The 16838-nt window shown below is 73.4% G+C and carries 17 protein-coding genes; 3 read left to right on the top strand and 14 right to left on the bottom strand.

The window, feature by feature from the left end:
* The first annotated feature begins 127 nt into the window (after window positions 1–127).
* Window positions 128–751 carry a TetR family transcriptional regulator gene (locus K8Z49_RS41715; RefSeq protein ID WP_024935877.1) on the top strand — a complete coding sequence of 208 codons (624 nt, stop codon included), beginning with the start codon at window positions 128–130 and terminating at the stop codon, window positions 749–751.
* A 46-nt stretch (window positions 752–797) separates the two neighbouring features.
* Here K8Z49_RS41715 and K8Z49_RS41710 read toward each other — a convergent pair whose 3' ends face one another.
* Window positions 798–1742, bottom strand: coding sequence for a CU044_5270 family protein (locus K8Z49_RS41710; RefSeq protein WP_412516764.1), 945 nt, complete (start codon window positions 1740–1742; stop codon window positions 798–800).
* Complete coding sequence (locus K8Z49_RS41705) at window positions 1739–2317, bottom strand: RNA polymerase sigma factor (protein ID WP_021594223.1); 579 nt, start codon at window positions 2315–2317, stop codon at window positions 1739–1741. Before K8Z49_RS41705 ends, K8Z49_RS41710 begins: the two co-directional genes overlap by 4 nt.
* Window positions 2318–2473: 156 nt before the next feature.
* Between K8Z49_RS41705 and K8Z49_RS41700 the strand changes: the two genes are divergently transcribed.
* Window positions 2474–2707 (top strand): DUF397 domain-containing protein, encoded by a 234-nt coding sequence (locus tag K8Z49_RS41700; RefSeq protein WP_021594222.1) that lies wholly within the window; start codon window positions 2474–2476, stop codon window positions 2705–2707.
* A gap of 410 nt (window positions 2708–3117) precedes the next feature.
* Here the strand turns inward: K8Z49_RS41700 and K8Z49_RS41695 are convergent, their stop codons facing one another.
* The 11 genes from K8Z49_RS41695 to uraD form a co-directional block, all read right to left on the bottom strand.
* Entirely contained in the window at window positions 3118–4458 is a 1341-nt protein-coding gene (locus K8Z49_RS41695; protein WP_412516763.1) for a hypothetical protein, read from the bottom strand.
* A gap of 148 nt (window positions 4459–4606) precedes the next feature.
* Complete coding sequence (gene alc, locus K8Z49_RS41690) at window positions 4607–5623, bottom strand: allantoicase (protein WP_412516762.1); 1017 nt, start codon at window positions 5621–5623, stop codon at window positions 4607–4609.
* Entirely contained in the window at window positions 5620–6921 is a 1302-nt protein-coding gene (gene allB / locus K8Z49_RS41685) for an allantoinase AllB (RefSeq protein WP_412516761.1), read from the bottom strand. Before allB ends, alc begins: the two co-directional genes overlap by 4 nt.
* Window positions 6906–7709 carry a hydroxypyruvate isomerase family protein gene (locus K8Z49_RS41680; protein WP_021594217.1) on the bottom strand — a complete coding sequence of 268 codons (804 nt, stop codon included), beginning with the start codon at window positions 7707–7709 and terminating at the stop codon, window positions 6906–6908. Before K8Z49_RS41680 ends, allB begins: the two co-directional genes overlap by 16 nt.
* A complete protein-coding gene (gene pucD, locus K8Z49_RS41675; RefSeq protein ID WP_412516760.1) occupies window positions 7706–10018 on the bottom strand; it encodes a xanthine dehydrogenase subunit D in 2313 nt (770 codons plus the stop codon). Before pucD ends, K8Z49_RS41680 begins: the two co-directional genes overlap by 4 nt.
* 1 nt (window position 10019) lies before the next feature.
* Window positions 10020–11369: an 8-oxoguanine deaminase gene (locus K8Z49_RS41670; RefSeq protein ID WP_412516759.1), complete on the bottom strand. Its 1350-nt coding sequence runs from the start codon at window positions 11367–11369 to the stop codon at window positions 10020–10022.
* Entirely contained in the window at window positions 11366–11851 is a 486-nt protein-coding gene (locus K8Z49_RS41665; protein WP_412516758.1) for a (2Fe-2S)-binding protein, read from the bottom strand. The genes K8Z49_RS41670 and K8Z49_RS41665 overlap by 4 nt, the downstream gene beginning before the upstream one ends.
* Window positions 11851–12732, bottom strand: a complete 882-nt coding sequence (locus tag K8Z49_RS41660; protein ID WP_412516757.1) for an FAD binding domain-containing protein — start codon at window positions 12730–12732, stop codon at window positions 11851–11853. The genes K8Z49_RS41665 and K8Z49_RS41660 overlap by 1 nt, the downstream gene beginning before the upstream one ends.
* Window positions 12733–12746: 14 nt before the next feature.
* Complete coding sequence (gene pucL, locus K8Z49_RS41655; RefSeq protein WP_412516756.1) at window positions 12747–13619, bottom strand: factor-independent urate hydroxylase; 873 nt, start codon at window positions 13617–13619, stop codon at window positions 12747–12749.
* Window positions 13620–13934 (bottom strand): hydroxyisourate hydrolase, encoded by a 315-nt coding sequence (gene uraH, locus K8Z49_RS41650; protein WP_021594211.1) that lies wholly within the window; start codon window positions 13932–13934, stop codon window positions 13620–13622.
* Complete coding sequence (gene uraD, locus K8Z49_RS41645) at window positions 13931–14404, bottom strand: 2-oxo-4-hydroxy-4-carboxy-5-ureidoimidazoline decarboxylase (protein WP_412516755.1); 474 nt, start codon at window positions 14402–14404, stop codon at window positions 13931–13933. Before uraD ends, uraH begins: the two co-directional genes overlap by 4 nt.
* A gap of 95 nt (window positions 14405–14499) precedes the next feature.
* On the opposite strand from uraD, the gene K8Z49_RS41640 reads away from it, so the two are divergent.
* Complete coding sequence (locus K8Z49_RS41640; protein ID WP_412516754.1) at window positions 14500–15942, top strand: PucR family transcriptional regulator; 1443 nt, start codon at window positions 14500–14502, stop codon at window positions 15940–15942.
* Window positions 15943–15948: 6 nt separating this feature from the next.
* Here the strand turns inward: K8Z49_RS41640 and K8Z49_RS41635 are convergent, their stop codons facing one another.
* Window positions 15949–16809 carry an alpha/beta fold hydrolase gene (locus K8Z49_RS41635; protein WP_021594208.1) on the bottom strand — a complete coding sequence of 287 codons (861 nt, stop codon included), beginning with the start codon at window positions 16807–16809 and terminating at the stop codon, window positions 15949–15951.
* Between the last annotated feature and the right edge of the window lie 29 nt (window positions 16810–16838).

Here is a 16838-nt window from a genome sequence, read left to right as displayed (position 1 = left end):
CACCCCATCCCCGAGAGCACCACGGAAGCCACCCCGATCAACGGATCAGATAACACGTTCTCGCATGAGCGGTACGCTTGGGGGGAACACGTCGGGCGTCCGGGCCCGCACAGAAGGGATGACGACCGTGACCGCAGAGCCGACAGTGACCGGGGACGAGGCCCGGGGGCAGGCGGCCGGCCAGGGCGTGCGCTCCCGCAGCCAGCACCAGCGGCGCAAGCGTATCGTCCAGGCGGCCGCGGCGCTCGCCTCGCGCGGCGGCATCGAGGCGATGCAGATGCGCACCGTCTCCGAGCGCGCCGGGGTCGCCCTCGGCACCCTCTACCGCTACTTCCCGTCCAAGATGGACCTGGTCGTCGCCGTCGTCAGCGAGGAGATCGACCTCCTCGAGAGCAGCATCGAGCGCCGCCCGCCCCGCGCCGGCGCCGCCCCGGAGCGGGCCGTGGACGTGCTGATGCGCGCCACCCGCGGCCTGATGCGCGAACCGGAGCTGGCCGAGGCGCTGATCCGGTCACTGCTGCTGTCGGACGTCAAGACCGACTTCGGCTACCGCATGAGCGAACTCCTGCTCCGCGCCGCGTACGGCCCGCCGGAGGAGATCCCCGCCGGCGACCCCCGCCGCCTCGCGTCCCGCGCGCTGTCCGGCATCTGGACCATGGAGATGATCGAGATGCTCCGCGGCAACGCCACCGCAGAGGAGATCCAGGCCCGCCTGGAGATCACCGCCACCCGCCTCCTCATCGACCCCTGACACGACGAGCGGCCGGGGCGCGCCCCGGCCGCTCTCCCGCCGCTCTTCAGGGCCGCTGCCCCGCCTCGTCGACGACGCCCGACCTGACCCGGACGGTGAGGTTCAGCAGATCGTCCCTCTTCACCGGCACGCCGCCGTCGTGGTCCTTGATCGCGCTCGACCGCTCGCCGATGTAGGCGTAGCTCTCCCGGTCCAGCAGCAGTTCCCGGTGCAGCCAGCCTTCGGAGACGCGCCCGAGCCCGAGCGCCGGACGTTCGCCGGTCCGTCCCGCCAGCGTCACGCCGGGGAGGTACAGGACCCCGAGCACGCCGGGGATCCGACTGATCGCCCGGTACACCGCCGCCTCGGTCTTCGGCGGCAGCAGATTGTCCCGCAGGATCGCGCAGAGCATCGAGTACGCGGCCGAGTACCGCCCCTCCGCCGTCCCCCCCTGCCCGCCCGCCTTCTCGTAGACCCACTGCAGCAGGGCGGCCGGATCGGTCGGCAGCGCCGCCAGCGACGCGTAGTCGGACGGCGGCGTGGTCGGCGGCGAGTCGGAGACGACGAGCTTCCCGTCCTCCAGCCTGGCGGACTTCTCACCGTCGGCCCGCTTCCACTGCCGCCGCACGACCGTGTCGCGCGGGTCCTTCGACAGCGCCCCGTTCGGGCGGGGGCCCGTCCGCGTCCGCGACTCGATGTAGATCCACTGGTCCGGGCGGGGCGGCGTGAACGGCCGCTCCTCCGCGGCCAGCGCGGCCCGCTCCAGCGCCTGCGACGCGCTGGACACGGGACGTACGACCGGCCCGTCCCCATCGCCCGCCTGCACCACGGTCACGCCCACGGCGACCGCGGCGGCCACCACCGCGACCCTGATGCCGAGCCGGAACCGCCCCCGCTTCCGGGTGCCTCCTGACGCGCGTTCGAGGAGCGCCGTCCTGGCCGCCGTGCGAGACGCCTCCGCGGGCGGCCCGGGCTCGGCCCAGGCGTCGCGAAGAATGTCGAGGTCGTTCACAGGTCCTCTCCCAAGGTCGTCGGGTCGGTCTCGCCCAATGCGGCACGGATCCTCCTGCGGGCCCGGTGCAGCCGCGACCGCGCCGTCCCGGCCGGTATCCCGAGCGCCTCACCGGCCTCCTGCACGGTGAGCTGCGCCCACGCGACGAGCAGCAGGACGTCCCGGTCGCCGCGCGGCAGCCCGGCGAGCGCCGCCGCCAGCGCCCCCTTCGCGGCCTGCGCGTCGACGCGCCCGGCCACCGCGTCGGCGTGCCCGTCGCCGGCCTCGGACGTCCCGGCCCTCGCGAGCGCCCGGTACTGGCGCACCTCGGCACGGTGGTGCCGGGCGACGAGGTTGGACGCGATCCCGTACAGCCAGGGCCGCGCGTCGGGCCGCGCCAGGTCGTAGCGCCCGCGCCGGTCGAACGCGATCAGGAACGTCTCGGCGGCGACGTCGTCGGCGAGCCCCCGCCCGAGCCGCCGCGCCGCGTACCCGTGGATCGCGGCGTAGTGCCGGTCGAACAGCGCGGCGAAGCACTCGGGCTCGTGCCGGGACCGCCGGACGATCTCGGCGTCCCCGGCGGTCACCGCGACCATGCCGGTCCTTCTCGGGTCATGTCCTGCCTTCCGCAGAGGGGGATGGTCACCTGTGCTTCGCCGATCCCCCACCGCGCGTTCGCGTTCCGGTGTGCCGCACGCACCTTCCCTACTAACCTTGGCCACGCCAGAGCCAGGGAAGAAGAAGGTGGGCCAGTGACCGAGCAGGAACCGATCCTCAGCGACGGGGTCATCATCGAGTTCATCGATGGCAAGGACGTCCCCGTCCAGCACAAGGACTTCGGTGAGCGGGCCGTCGTCATGCGCGACGCCAAGAACCCCGAGGGCCCGATCCTCTACTTCACCGAGGCCGAGTGGGACGCCTTCATCGCCGGCGTCAAGGACGGCGAGTTCGACGACCTCCTAGAAGACCCCACCGAAACCCCCTGACCCAAACCCAGAACGCCCCCGGCATCCCCGCCGGGGGCGTTCTGCGTGAAGCACACCCAGATCAACCGAACACGTCGTCGACCGACTCCGCCGTGACCGCGCGGGCCAGCCAGCGGTCCAGTTGCTCCGTGTCCTCGCAGGCCAAGACACGCTCCCGCGCGTGGTCAATTCAGGCATCTGTGCCGCCTGCTCGGTCGAGGTTATGAGCGGTTCGGAGCCCGGTCCCAGTACCAGGGGCGTGAGCTCGAAGCCCGGGTGACCGAGCTTGATCGGCTCTCGGGCCCACTCGGCCACCGCAGGACGAGGACATATGACCACCAGGTAGCACGGGGCTCTCGTCTTGGCCCATTGGGAGGTGACGTCTCGGCGACGATGCTGAGCGTCGGCTTGTGCAGTGGGTCACGGTGCATTTATGGGCGGGAAGGTTGCACTAGTAGGGGGTTTGGGTTGTGAGGGTGGAAGGCGGGGGTGTCCAGGGAGAGGGCGTTGGCTTTTTGGTTTAGGGACTTTGGTGTGGTGCTGGGCCAATGGTTGGTTTCGACGCGCTTTTCCAGGACTTGGAGGCTTGCCACGTATTCGGAGGCCGCGAAGTTGCAGTGGCCCGTGCGGTGGACGTAGGCCTGGCGCAGCAGGCGGGTGCGGCCGGCGGCGCGGACGGTCCCGGCGTATTCGGTCTCGTGTTCCACAGGGACCAGCTGGTCGGAGATCGTGTGGATGTTCAGGGTCGGGACGGTGAGGCGGCCGGTGGGTTCGGATGTGCGCGTCATCCAGGCGAGAGGGGCCGGTTCGAGCTGTTTGGTGGCCTTTGCAGTGAGGGTTGAGAGGTCCTTCTTCAGGTTCAGGCCCGCGGTTCGGTAGAGGGCCTTCACCTGGCGGAGGTTCGCGGAGCGGGTGAGCAGGCGGGAGTAGTTCAGGCCCTTGTTCCAGGCGCTGTCACCGCCTGCCGCCTGGTTGATGGAGTAGCGGCCGCTGAAGATGAACCCGAGGACCCCGGAGGTGAGCCACTGGTACTGCTGGCGTTCCTGTTCGGCGTAGTCGTGGCGGGGTGGTTCTTCCTCGCCGGTGAACCAGGACGACTGGTTGAGGAAGGCGGAGGCCAGGGCTATGCGGGCGCGGCCGGCGGGGGTGGCCTGGGCGTTCTGCACGGCGAGGGTGAGCTGGGTTCCGGCGACGATGCCCTCGGCAGGGGACGTGTAGTCGGTGAGCTTGATGTCCTGGGACGGGGCCAGCAGCGTGGCGATGGCGTGGCCCGCGTTGAGCTGGTAGTTGTTCAGGTCGACGCCGCCGCCGACGATGCCGCAGGTGCTGAGGACGCCGTCCACGGCGCGGGTCTCGGCGAGCTTGGCGCTGACCAGGCCGCCCATCGACTGGCCCAGCGCGAGCGTGGTGCGGGGACGTCCGATGATCTTCGTGACCGCGTCCTTCGCGGCGGTCTGGTCCCGGACGGCGCTGCCCAGTGCCCACAGGGAGCCGTCCGGATCGTAGGACGAGCCGGCGAGCGCGTACCCGCGGTCGAGGAGGGCCTTTCCGGCGGCCTCGCTCGGGCGGTCGGCGGGGGTGAGCGGGCCGAATCCGTGGCTGAACAGGATGAGCGTGCCGTTCCAGCGGGCGGGGACGTCGGCGATCCAGGTCGCGCCGTCGGGGAGGGTGCCGGTGTAGTGCGCGGGGCCGGCGGCGTGGGCGGTGGTCGGGGCGAGCGCCGCGGGCACCGCGAGGACGGCGGCGAGAGCGCCTGCCTGCAGTCGTTTCATGGGAATCCTCTCCGGCCCGGGGGCTCAGAAATTGGAGGTGTACGCCACGAACGTCACGATTTTGTCGAATGTCGACCCGTACGGAGGCGGGCTCCGGAGTCGAGTGCTCAGAATGTAGGCAGAAATCTCACGGTCGTCAACGATCCGCCTAATATCGGGTGTACTCGTCCCAGCTCTTCACCAGGCGGCGCTGGGTCTCAGGGCTCAGCACGCCCCAGAGGCGGAACCTGGAGAGGCCGCCGTCCGGGTAGATGTCCAGCCGGACGTGCGTGACCTCCGGGGTCGCCATCCGGAAACGGTGCCGGGTGTCGGGCCGCAGGGGGGTCCGCGGCAGGATCGTCCAGGAGAACGCCCTGTCGTCGGCGCCGCCGCGGCCGTCGGTGCCGGTCAGGCGGACCTCGGCGGGGGCGTTGAACTTCAGGTTCGTGGTGTCGATCTCGGCGAGGAGGACGGTGCCGGGCGCGGCCAGGCTGATCTCGGCCCAGTCGTTGCCGTCGTCGCGGCGGCGGGCGGTCTCCCAGCCTTCCGCCTGGTTGCGGGCGAGTCCCGGGAACAGCATGTTGTCGGGCGAGGAGTAGAACATGTCGGAGCAGCCGATGACGCGGGCGCCGTTCTCCAGGGCTGCCAGGTCGACGGTCAGGCCGGTCAGGAACTCCGGGTTGGGGACGACGTGGCCGTGGACGCGGAGCCGCGCGATCCCGCCGTCGGGGAACATGTTGAGCCTGACGTGCGTGAACACGCGGTCGGGCACCTGGGCGGGGAGGGTGTGCGCGGTGTCGCCCGTGAGGGGGGTCTTCGGGACGATCTCGACCCAGTCGGCGGCGGCGAGGGCGGCGGGCGAGGGGTGGCCGTCCGCGAAGCAGGCCTCCACGGAGGCGTGCGGCGGGAAGTTGCCCTTGAACCAGGCGGTGTCGATGACGACGCCCATGATCCGGCCGGGGAGGCCGAGGCGGATCAGGGCCCAGTCGTGGCCGGGTCCCCGGCGGCGGGCGGTCTCCCAACCGTCGTAGAGCTGCCCCTTCGGCCCGAAGGTCTCCGGGCTGAACGCCGGTGGCCAGGGGTTGAGCAGGTTCTCCTTCTCCGCGAACGACTCGTCGCTGGCGGCGATGACCGAGCCGCCGAGGGAGCGGACGGCCAGGTCCGGGAGGGACGTGAAGTCGGTCATCGCGCCTCCCTGGTGAGCAGCCGGCCGGCCGGCTCGTCCGCGATCGGCACGCCGCGCAGCCAGGTGGTCCGGACGAGCCCGGTCAGCGTCCGGCCCGCGTAGGGGGTGACGGGGTGCCGGTGGTGGAGGGCGGCCGGGTCGACGGTGAAGGGCTCGTCGGGTGCGAAGGCGACCAGGTCGGCGTCGTTGCCGACGGCGATGCCGCCCTTCCCGGGGACGGCGGCCAGCGCCGCGGGGGCCTCGGACGTCCAGCGGGCGACGGACGCCAGCCCGTGGCCGCGCTCGCGGGCGGCCGTCCAGACCGCGGGCAGCCCGAGCTGGAGCGAGGAGACGCCGCCCCAGGCCGTCGCGAAGTCGCCGAGTTTGAGCTCCGGCGTGCAGGGCGAGTGGTCGCTGACGACGCACGAGATCACGCCGGAGGCGAGGCCCTGCCAGAGCAGGTCGCGGTTGGCCTCGTCGCGGATGGGCGGGCAGCATTTGAACGTGGTGGCGTAGGCGTCGTCTGCGGAGAGGGTCAGGTAGTGGGGGCAGGTCTCGGCGGTCACGGGGAGGCCGGCGGTCTGTGCCTTCGCCAGGACCTCCAGGCAGCTCGCCGATGACAGGTGCAGGATGTGGGCGCGCACACCCGTCTCCTCCGCCAAGCCGACGACCTGTTCGACGGCGCGGCGTTCGGCTGACGGGGGACGCGACGCCAGGAAGGCCGGATAGTCGCCGCCGGTGGGTGGCCGCAGGGACGCGGGGTCCTCGGCGTGCACGACGACCAGCCCGCCGAACGAGGCGATCTCCCGGAACGCCGCCCTCATCTCGCCGGGCGCCAGCGGCGGGAACTCCGGGACGCCCGAGTCGGACGTGAAGCACTTGAACCCGAAGACGCCGAGGTCGTGCAGCGGCCGGAGCGAGGCGAGGTTGCCGGGGATCGCGCCGCCCCAGAAGCCGACGTCCACGGCGCACGCCCCCTCGGCCGCGTCGCGCTTCGCCGCCAGCGCGGCCGGGTCGACGGTCGGCGGGAGCGCGTTGAGCGGCATGTCGACGAGGGTCGTCACGCCGCCCGCGGCGGCGGCGCGGGTCGCGGTGGCGAAGCCCTCCCACTCGGTGCGTCCCGGCTCGTTGACGTGGACGTGCGTGTCGACGAGACCGGGCAGCAGCGCGACGCCGCCGAGGTCCACCGACTCGGCGGCCGGGACGGCGGCGTCGTACGCCGCGATCGCCGCGATCCGGCCGCCGCGGACGGAGACGGCGGCGGGACGCTCGCCGTCCGGCAGCACGGTCCGGCGCGACCGGATCAGGAGGTCGTCCACCCGAACTCCTCGGGCGACGGGCCCTGGGGCACGTACTCCAGCGCGATCCGGCCGGTGTAGCCGATGCCGTCCAGGACGGCGAAGAGCCGGTCGAAGTCGATCCGGCCGGTGCCGGGACGTCCCCGGCCGGGCGCGTCGGCGATCTGGACGTGCCCGATGTCGGCGGCGTGCTCCCGGGCGGCCCTCTCCAGGTCGTCGCCGTTGGTCGCGAGGTGGAAGGTGTCGAACAGGAACCGGACGTTCGCGGCGCCCGCCGCCCGGACGCGCGACACCACGGCCATGGCGTCCGCGGCCGTCTCCAGCGGGTAGGCGCCGTTGAGCCCGCGTGCGAGCGGCTCGATCAGGAGGGTTCCGCCGAATTCGCCCACCGATCGGGCGGCATGGACGAGGTTCTCCGTCGCGACCCGGTCCTGGTCGGACGCCGCCACGCCGTCGAGCCGCTGCCCGTAGAGCGCGTTGAACGACCGGACGCCCGTCCGCCCGGCGATCCGCCGCACCACCGGCAGGCAGGCCCGGAACTCCTCGACGCGGGACGGGTCGGACAGCACGCCCCGCTCCCCCGCCGGCATGTCGCCCGCGTAGAGGTTGAGGCCGATGAGGCGCACGCCCGCGTCCTCGACCGCCCGGCAGAACGCGTCCACGTCCGCGCCGGGCGGGTCGGGCTCGCCGGGCCAGGGCCACCAGAACTCCACCTCGCCGAATCCCGCCGCGCGCGCCGCGGCCGGGCGTTCCAGCAGCGGCGCCTCGGTGAAGAGGATCGAGCAGTTGACCGCGAACCGCCGCGTCATGGGCCTCCTTGGACGATGTGCTCCGGCCGGACCGGCGCCCGGGTCAGCGCCGCGCCCGTCGCGTCCCGGACGGCCGCGACGATGGCGGGCGTCGACGACAGCGTCGGCGGCTCTCCCGCGCCGCGCAACCCGTAGGGTGCCTCCGGGTCGGGATTCTCCAGAATCTCCAGCCGCATCGGCGGCATGTCGAGGATCGTGGGGATCAGGTAGTCGGTGAAGGACGGGTTCCGGACGAGGCCGTCCGACACGACGATCTCCTCCATCAGGGCGAGCCCGAGGCCCTGCGCGGACCCGCCGTGGATCTGCCCCTCCACCCCGGTCCGGTTGATGATCTTCCCGACGTCCTGGACGGCGGCCAGCTCGACGACCTTGACCAGGCCGAGGTCGGCGTCCACGTCGACGACGGCGCGGTGGACGCACAGCGCGAGCTGGGTGTGGCTGCGCCCCTGCCCGGTGACCGGGTCCATGCGGGACGTGGGCCGGTGGTGGTACTCGCGGGTCTCCTCGATCACGGCGTCGCCGAGGGCGTCCTCGATCGTGCCGAGCACCCCGGCCGCCCGCGACATGATCTTCCCGCCGGCCACGGCCAGGTCGCCGCGGCCGAAGCGGCGGGCGGCGCGGGCGAGCAGCTCCGCCCGCACCGCCTCGCAGGCCGCCTTCACCGCCCCGCCCGACATGTACGACTGGCGGGACGCGCTGGACGAGCCGGCGTCGCCGACCCGGTTGTCCGCGGGCGCGATGGCGACCTTCTGCACGCCGAGCTCGGTCCGCGCGATCTGCGCCTGGATCGTGACGAGCCCCTGCCCGACCTCGGCCGCCGCGGTGTGCACGAGCGCGGTCGCCTCCCCGCCGATGACCTCCAGCCGGACGCGGGCGGTGGACAGGTCGTCGAAGCCCTCGGAGAAGCAGATGTTCTTGATGCCGACGCCGTAGCCGACGCCGCGCACGACGCCCTCGCCGTGCGTCGTCTGCGACACCCCGCCCGGCAGGTTCCGCAGGTCGGCCGCGTCCGGGGCGGGCGGCATCGGCATCGCCTCCAGCCGGGTCAGCATCTCGGCGAGCGGCGCCGGCGACTCGATGACCTGCCCGGTCGCGAGCTTCGAGCCCTGCGCGACGGCGTTGCGGCGGCGGATCTCCACCGGGTCGAGACCGCAGGCGGCGCCCAGCTTGTCCATCATCGACTCGTAGGCGAAGCACGCCTGCACGGCGCCGAACCCGCGCATCGCCCCGCACGGCGGGTTGTTGGTGTAGACGCCGTAGCCGTCGATCCTGATGTTGGGGATCTCGTACGGGCCGACGCCCAGCGAGGCGGCGTTGCCGACCACGTTCATCGTGGAGGACGTGTACGCGCCGCCGTCCAGCACGATCTCGACGTCGGCGTAGAGCAGCCGCCCGGTGGCGGTGGCGCCGTACTCGTACCGCATCTGCGCGGGGTGCCGGTGGACGTGCCCGAAAAAGGACTCGTACCGGTTGTACGACATCTTCACGGGCCTGCCCGTGTGCAGCGCCAGCATCCCGGCGTGGATCTGCATCGACAGGTCCTCGCGCCCGCCGAACGCCCCGCCGACCCCGGCGAGCGTCATGTGCACCTGGTCCTCGCGGAGGCCGAGGCAGGGCGCGATCTGCTTGAGGTCGTTGTGGATCCACTGGGTGGACACGTACAGGTCGATCCCGCCGTCCTCGGCCGGGATCGCCAGCCCGGACTCCGGGCCGAGGAACGCCTGGTCCTGGATGCCGACCTCGTACTCGCCCGAGACGACGACGTCGGCGCGGGCCTTGGCGGCGTCCACGTCCCCGACGCGGACGGGCTGGTAGCGGGTGATGCCACCGCGGTCCTGGACCTTCAGCCGCTCCGGGTCGGCGATCACCGCGCGCGGGTCGGTGATCGGCTCCAGCACCTCGTAGTCGACGGCGATCCTGTCCAGGGCGCGGCGGGCCGTCTCGGGATGGTCGGCGGCGACCAGCGCGACCGGCTCGCCCTGGTGCCTGACCTGGTCGATGGCGAGGACGGGCTGGTCGTCGGTGTCGTCGATGCCGAACATCCTCCGGCCCGGCACGTCCTCGTGGGTCAGCACCGCCCGGACGCCGGGGACCGCGAGCGCCGGCCCGATGCCGAGCGACCGGATCCGCGCCCGGGGGTGCGGGCTGCGCAGCGTCGCGCCCCACAGCATCCCGTCCATCCAGAGGTCGGACGCGTAGGCGAACTCGCCGGCGACCTTGAGCGTGCCGTCCGGCCGCAGCGGGCTCTCCCCGACGCCGCCGATGCCGGGGGCGGCCACGTGGCCCGGGCTTCTCACCGGGGACGCCATGTCAGAGCACCTCCTCCGCCGAGCGCATGAGGCGGCGGTGGGCCGCGGCGCCGCGCCGCCCGGCCTCGTCCTGCGGGACGGTGACGAGGGTGTCGCCGTCCACGACGGTGCGCCCGCCGACGAGGAGGCGCCGCAGCGGCGGCGTCGGCCCGAACGCGAACGCGACGACGGGGTCGTCGATGGCCGCCTGGAAGCCGTCCATCCGCCACAGCGCGATGTCGGCGAGCTTGCCGGGTTCCAGGGAGCCGATCTCGTCCTCGCGGCCGAGGCAGCGGGCGCCGCCGAGCGTCGCCATCTCCAGGGCCTGCCGGGCGGTCAGCGCGGCCGGCCCGTACCGGGCGCGCTGCATGTAGACGGCCTGCCGCAGCTCCCCCGCCAGCGGGACGAGCTCCGCCGACGCCGAGCCGTCCACGCCGAGCCCGACGGTCGCGCCCTCCTCCAGCAGGTGCGACACGCGGGCGATCCCGGAGCCGAGGCGCGCGTTGGAGCTCGGGCAGTGGGCCGTGCCGGTGCCGGTCTCCGCGAGCCGCTTGATGTCGGTGTCGTGCAGGTGGACGCAGTGCGCGAGCCACACGTCGGGGCCCAGCCAGCCGATCGAGTCCATGTACTCGGTCGGCGTCATGCCGAACTGCTCCGTCGTGTGCTCCTCCTCGTCCAGCGTCTCGGCGAGGTGGGTGTGCAGGCGGACGCCCTTGTCGCGGGCCAGCCGCGCCGACTCGACCAGCAGCTCCCGCGTGACGGAGAACGGCGAGCAGGGCGCGACGGCGACGCGGAGCATGGAGCCCGGCGACGGGTCGTGGTACCGGTCGATCGCGGCCTCGGTCTCGGCGAGGATCGTGTCGAGGTCCTCGACGACCTCGTCCGGCGGCAGGCCGCCCTGGGACGCGCCCCGGTCCATCGACCCCCGGCACGGATGGAACCGGAGGCCGATCTCCCGCGCCGACTCCACCTCCGCCGCGAACAGGTCGCCGCGCCCCTTCGGGAACAGGTAGTGGTGGTCGGTGGACGTCGTGCAGCCCGACTTGGCCAGCCACGCGAGCCCGGCGGTGGCGGCCCCGGCGACGACCTCGGCGTCCATCATCGACCACGGCCGGTAGAGCGTCGTCAGCCACTCGAAGAGCGTGCTGTCGGTGGCCATGCCCTGGCTCGCCCACTGGTAGAGGTGGTGGTGGGTGTTGACCAGGCCCGGGGTGGCGAGGCAGCCGGTGCCGTCGACGCGGGCGGCGGCGCCCGCCGGGGCGGGGCCCGCGCCGACCGCCGTGATCCGGTCGCCGTCGACCACGACGTGGCCGCGGGGGTACTCCTCCCCGGAGACCGTGACGACGTGCGCGTTCTCGATGATGAGCCTCATCCGGTGACCGCCTTCCGCGCGGCCGCGAGGCGCACCGCGTCGAGGATCTTCTCGTAGCCGGTGCAGCGGCACAGGTTGCCGGCGAGCGCCTCGCGGATCTCGGCGTCGGACGGCGCGGGGTTCCGCTCGATCAGGTCGTGCGCCTGGACGATCAGGCCCGGCGTGCAGAACCCGCACTGGACGGCGCCCGTCTCGACGAACGCCTCCTGGACGGGGTCGAGCCGCTCCTCCCCGGGCGGCCCCTCCGCGAGGCCCTCCACGGTGCGGACCTCCCGGCCCTCGGCCTGCCCGGCCGCGACCAGGCACGCGCACACCGGCAGGCCGTCCAGGTAGACGGTGCACGAGCCGCATTCTCCCTGCTCGCAGGCGTTCTTCGAGCCCGGGAGCCCCATCCGCTCGCGCAGCATGTAGAGCAGGCTCTCGCCCTCCCACACGTCGTCCACGGTCTCAGCGGACCCGTTGACGACCACGTTCACCCGCATCAGGAGGCCTCCTTCCGTCCCGTGCTCCCCGCCCGGTGCTCGTTCCATGCCCACGTGAGGGTGCGGCGCGCCATCACCGCGAGGGCGTGCCTGCGGTAGTCCCCCGTCCCGCGGACGTCGTCGATCGGCGCCGCCGCCTCGCTCACCAGCGCGCCGAACCGCCGCGCGGCCGCGTCGGAGAGCGGGCCGCGCCCGTCCCAGTCCAGCTCGGCGGAGATGAACGCCTCCGCCTCGGCGGCGCGGCGGGGCGTCGGGGCGGCCGAGCCGAGGCCCGTCCCGGCGCGGCGCTCCGCCGGGTGCAGGGCGATCGCGAACGAGCAGACCGCGATGACCATCGCGTTCCGGGTCCCGATCTTGGAGAAGTACTGGGGGCCGGACGCGGGGGCCGTCCAGAACGCGCGGATCAGCTCGTCCGGCTCCAGCGCGTTGCGCTTCACGCCGGTGAAGAACTCCGCGGCCGGGATCATCCGGACCCCGCGCGCCGCCGACTCCGCCTCGATGACGGCGTCCCCGGCCAGCAGCGGCGGATGGGCGTCCCCGGCGGGCGACGCGGCGCCGAGGTTGCCGCCGGCCGTGCCCCGGTTGCGGATCTGCGGCGACCCGACCGTCCGGGACGCCTGGGCGAGGCCGGGCAGCCGGCCGCCCAGCTCGGCGATCAGCCGGGCGTAGGTGACGCCGGCGCCGACGCGCAGCCGGCCGTCCGCCATGTCCCAGTCGGCGAGCTCGCGGATCCCGGTGAGGTCGAGCAGCGCCTCCGGCCGGCGCGCGTCGAAGTTGATCTCGACCATGACGTCGGTGCCGCCCTGCACGGGCAGCGCGCCCGGCAGCCCCGCCTTGGCGGCGAGGGCGTCCTCCCAGGTCGGCGGTCGCAGGAAGTCCATGTCTCCAGGGTTCCTCACGTGAAGGCGGACGGGGCGTCCGGCGCGTCATCGGTCAGCACGGTGCCCTCGATCAGCCCGTACGGGCGGTCCGCGGCGAAGTAGACCTCGTTGTCGTTGTCCAGCCCGAACGGCTCCAGGTCGACGAGGAAGTGGTGCCTGTTGGGCATCGACAGCCGGATCTCGCAGATCTCCGGCCGCTCCTCCAGGACGCGGCGCCCCATCTGGTAGAGCGTCTGCTGGAGCGAGAGGCTGTGCGTCTCGGCGAACGCGCGCAGCAGGAGGTCGCGGGCGGCGGTGTAGGAGTCGTCCCAGGCAGTGTCCGTATCCGTGTCCGTGCCGCGGTGCCGCCACCGGGCCGTCACCGCCGTGGCGAGGACGCGGTCGTCGGTCGGCGCGAGCGTCGTGTACTCGTCCTGGACGAAGCCGTGGAACTCGCTGCCGGTCGAGTTGAGGACCACCAGGTCGGTGAGCCCGGAGACGACCGTCTCCGCCGCGGCGCCGGCGTGGACGAGCGCGGTCCGCACCTCGCCGCCGTCCCGGGCGAACGAGTGCCCGCCCGTGATCCGCCGCCAGCCGTACTCGTGGATCTCCACCCGCGCGTGGGTGATCGTCGGCTGCGAATCGACGAAGTGGCGGGCGAGCAGCAGCCCGAAGTCCTCGATGGAGGCGATCCCGTGCTTCTTCGCGAACGCGAACACGGTGTTCTTCTGGCTGTCGGTCGGCAGCACGGCCGCGTTGTCGCCGGTCAGATGCACGTCGTCCATCGCGCCGGAGAGGGAGACGCTGACGTTGACGTCCTTGATCCGGTGCGTGCCGCCGTCCCGCGTCACGCGGACGACGCGCGTCTCCGCCTTCCCGTAGCGGTTGGGCCCGAGCATGATCGCCATCTAGCTCCCCCGGTAGGTCGAGTACGCGAACGGGCTGATCAGCAGCGGGACGTGGTAGTGCCGCCCCGGATCATCGATCGTGAAGGCCACCGTGACCTCGGGGTAGAAGGCGGACAGTCCCGCCGTGTCGAAGGTGAGCCGGTGCACGCCCTCCTGCGGCAGCACGCCCCACTCCCTGATCCGGCCGTCGGCGTCGGTGCGGGCCTCGGCGAGCGTCGTCCAGCCACCGCCGTCGTCCCGCCGGTCGAGCCGCACGGCGACCCCCTCGGCGGGCAGCCCCTTCGCGGCGTCGAGCACGTGCGTCGACAGGCTCATGTGAGTTCCTCCACCAGTTTGGCCAGGCGCAGATCGACGATCTTGGCCAGTTCCCCTCGGACGACCTCCCGCTCGGTCTCGGCGTCGTTCCCCAGCCGCGCCAGCAACTCCCCGAGCATCTCCCGGGCCGGGCGGCCGGACGCGCAGATCAGGAACACGTGCCCGAAGCGCTCCTCGTAAACCCGGTTGCCCTCGACCAGGGCATGCCGGACGTCCGGGGCGGCGCCGCCCATCCCGGACTGCTCGCCGCGCGACCAGCCCGCCTCCCGGGCATCGCCGCCGGCCCGCTCCCCGATGCGCGGATGGGCGGCGAGCGCCTCCTCCACATCGGCCCACCCGAGATCGTCCAGCGCCCGCCGCGAGGCCGCGCGCAGCGCGCCGAGGTCCGCGTAGGCGCGTCCGGCGAGGGCCCCGACCCAGCGGCGGGACGCGCAGCACGCCGCCAGGTCCTCGGTACCAGGTTCCAGCACGCCAGCAGTACACACAGCGGCCCGGCGGCCCGTCGAGGGGCAGGACGTCCGAATTGTCCTCGTCGCCGGACGGGGCCTTTTGTAGGTTGCTCCATATGAAGCTGCGCTCGCTGCTCTCCATGCCCGGGCTGCGGCTGGAGGTCGTCACCGGGGAGGAGGAGCTGGACCGGCCGATCCGGTGGGTCGTCACCACCGACCTGCTCGACCCGGGCCGCTACCTGCGCGGACGCGAGCTGGTGCTGACCGGGCTGGTCTGGCGGACGGGCCCCGCCGACTCCGAGGCGTTCGTCCGGGCCCTCGCGGGCGCGGGCGTCTCCGGCCTCGCCGCGTGGGACCTCGCGCTCGGCGCCATCCCCGACGACCTCGTCGAGGCGTGCCGCCGCCACCGCATCCCGCTGTTCAAGGTCCCCGAGGACGTGGCGTTCGCGACCGTGACCGAGGAGGTCGTCCGGCACCTGTCGGGCGCCCGCGCCGCCGACCTGACCGCCGTCCTCGACCGGCACCGGCGGCTGGTCGAGGGCACCGGGCTCGGCGCCGTCCTCGACCTGGTCGGCCACTGCCACGTCCTCGCCCCGACCGGCCGCGTCGTCGCCGGGCCGCCGCCGACGGACGCCGCCGCGCTGGCGCGGGCCTTCCTCACCGCGCCGCGGCTGCCGCACCACGTCCCCGCCCTGGACATCTCGGTCCTGCCCGTCGGCCCGGACGGCACGCCCCGCGCCGCCGACTGGTTCATCGCGCTCGACGGCGACGCCGCCGGCTGGCCCGAGGAGCGGCACGCCCTCGCCGGCGAGCTCGCCGCGATCGTCGCCCTCGAACGGGCCCGGCTGCGCGCCGAGGACCGCTCGTCCCAGGAGATCGTGGACGCGGCGTTCGCCGGGGACCCCGTCGCGCCCGGCCGGCTTTCCTTCCCCGTCGTCGCCGTCGCGGCCTCGACGGAGGGGGCGCTGCGTCCGGGCGAGCTGCGCACCGTCCTGGCCGAGGCCGTCCCCGGGCCGCAGCCGGCGGTCGGGATGGTGGACGGGGAGGCCGTCGCGCTCGTCCCGGCCACCGGGGAGGACGTCGCCGCCGCCGTCCAGGACGCGCTCGACTTCCTGTCCCCGGGGCTGCCGGAGGGCGGCATCGCCGCCGGCGTCAGCGACCGCGCCGGCGCGTCCGGCCTGCGCGGCGCCATCGAGGAGGCCCGCTACGCGCGCCGCCTCGCCGCGACCCGCCCCGCGCCGGTCCGCGTCGTCCGGCACGACGAGCTCGCGACACACGTGCTGCTGCTCGCCAGTGTCCCCGACGACGTCCGCCAGATGTTCCGGGTGCGGCTCCTGGACCCGCTGCGCGACTACGACGAGGTCCACGGCTCCGACCTCGTGCGCACCCTGGAGACCTTCCTGCAGAACTCGGGGTCCTGGACGCGGTGCGCCGAGCAGCTGCACCTGCACGTCAACTCCGTCCGGTACCGCATCCAGCGCATCCAGGACCTCACCGGCCGCGACCTCTCCCGCCTGGAGGACCGGGTCGACTTCTTCCTGGCCCTCCGCCTGTCCTGACGCCGTTCAGGAGGTGTGGCGGAGCAGGGCCGGGACGAACGTGTCCCACGTCCGGCGAGGAAGTTCGCTGCCCGTGCCGGGGAGGACGAGGAGCTCGGCGTCCGGGATCTCGGCGGCGAGGGCCCGGCCGTTGCCCAGCGGGAAGAAGGGGTCGTCCTCGCCGTGGACGACGAGGGTCGGCGCGGTGATGCCGGGCAGCCGCTCGCGCCACCGGTCGCCGCAGTCCAGGGCCGCAAAGACCGTCCCCATCTGGTTCGCGCGGTGCGCCTTGCCGGGGTCGGCGCCGGTCCGCGTCCGGTCGTGGATCCGTTCGATGGCGGAGCGGGCCTCGGCCTCGTCGAAGGCCGGGCCCGCTCGGTGCCGGGCGCCCTCGACCATGAACGCGACCACGGACTCGCGGTCGCTCCAGTCGACCTCCGTCATCTTCATGAAGTGCGCCATCATCTGGGGCGCGTGGTCGGGCAGGTCCTCGTCGCTGGGTCCGGGGGCGGTGGGCCGGGTGGCGACCAGGGTGAGCGTGGTGACGCGGCCGGGGTGGTCCAGGGCGAGGAGCTGGGCGATCCAGCCGCCGGGCCCGAAGCCGGCGACGTGCGCGGCCGGCAGGTCGTGGGCGTCGAGGACGCCGGCGGCGTCGTCGACGAGGTCGCGCAGCGTGTAGCCGGGCGCCTCGGGGTCGCCACCGGCGGAGCCCCCGGTGTCGCGCAGGTCGTAGCGGACGACGAACCGCCGCAGCTCGGCGAGCAGCTCGCAGAGCTCGTCCGGCCAGGTGAGCATCGTGTTCCCGATCAGCAGGATCGGCGCCCCGGCCGCGTCACCGAACGTCTCGGCGCACAGCTCCACCCCGTTGGCCTTGATGAGTTTCTCCATGACGGGTCGGACCGCGGCCGGACGCGGAA

Origin of the sequence: Actinomadura madurae (assembly GCF_047130825.1) — a bacterium.
GTDB classification, from domain to species: domain Bacteria; phylum Actinomycetota; class Actinomycetes; order Streptosporangiales; family Streptosporangiaceae; genus Spirillospora; species Spirillospora madurae.
This window is presented reverse-complemented; position numbering and strand designations above follow the sequence as displayed.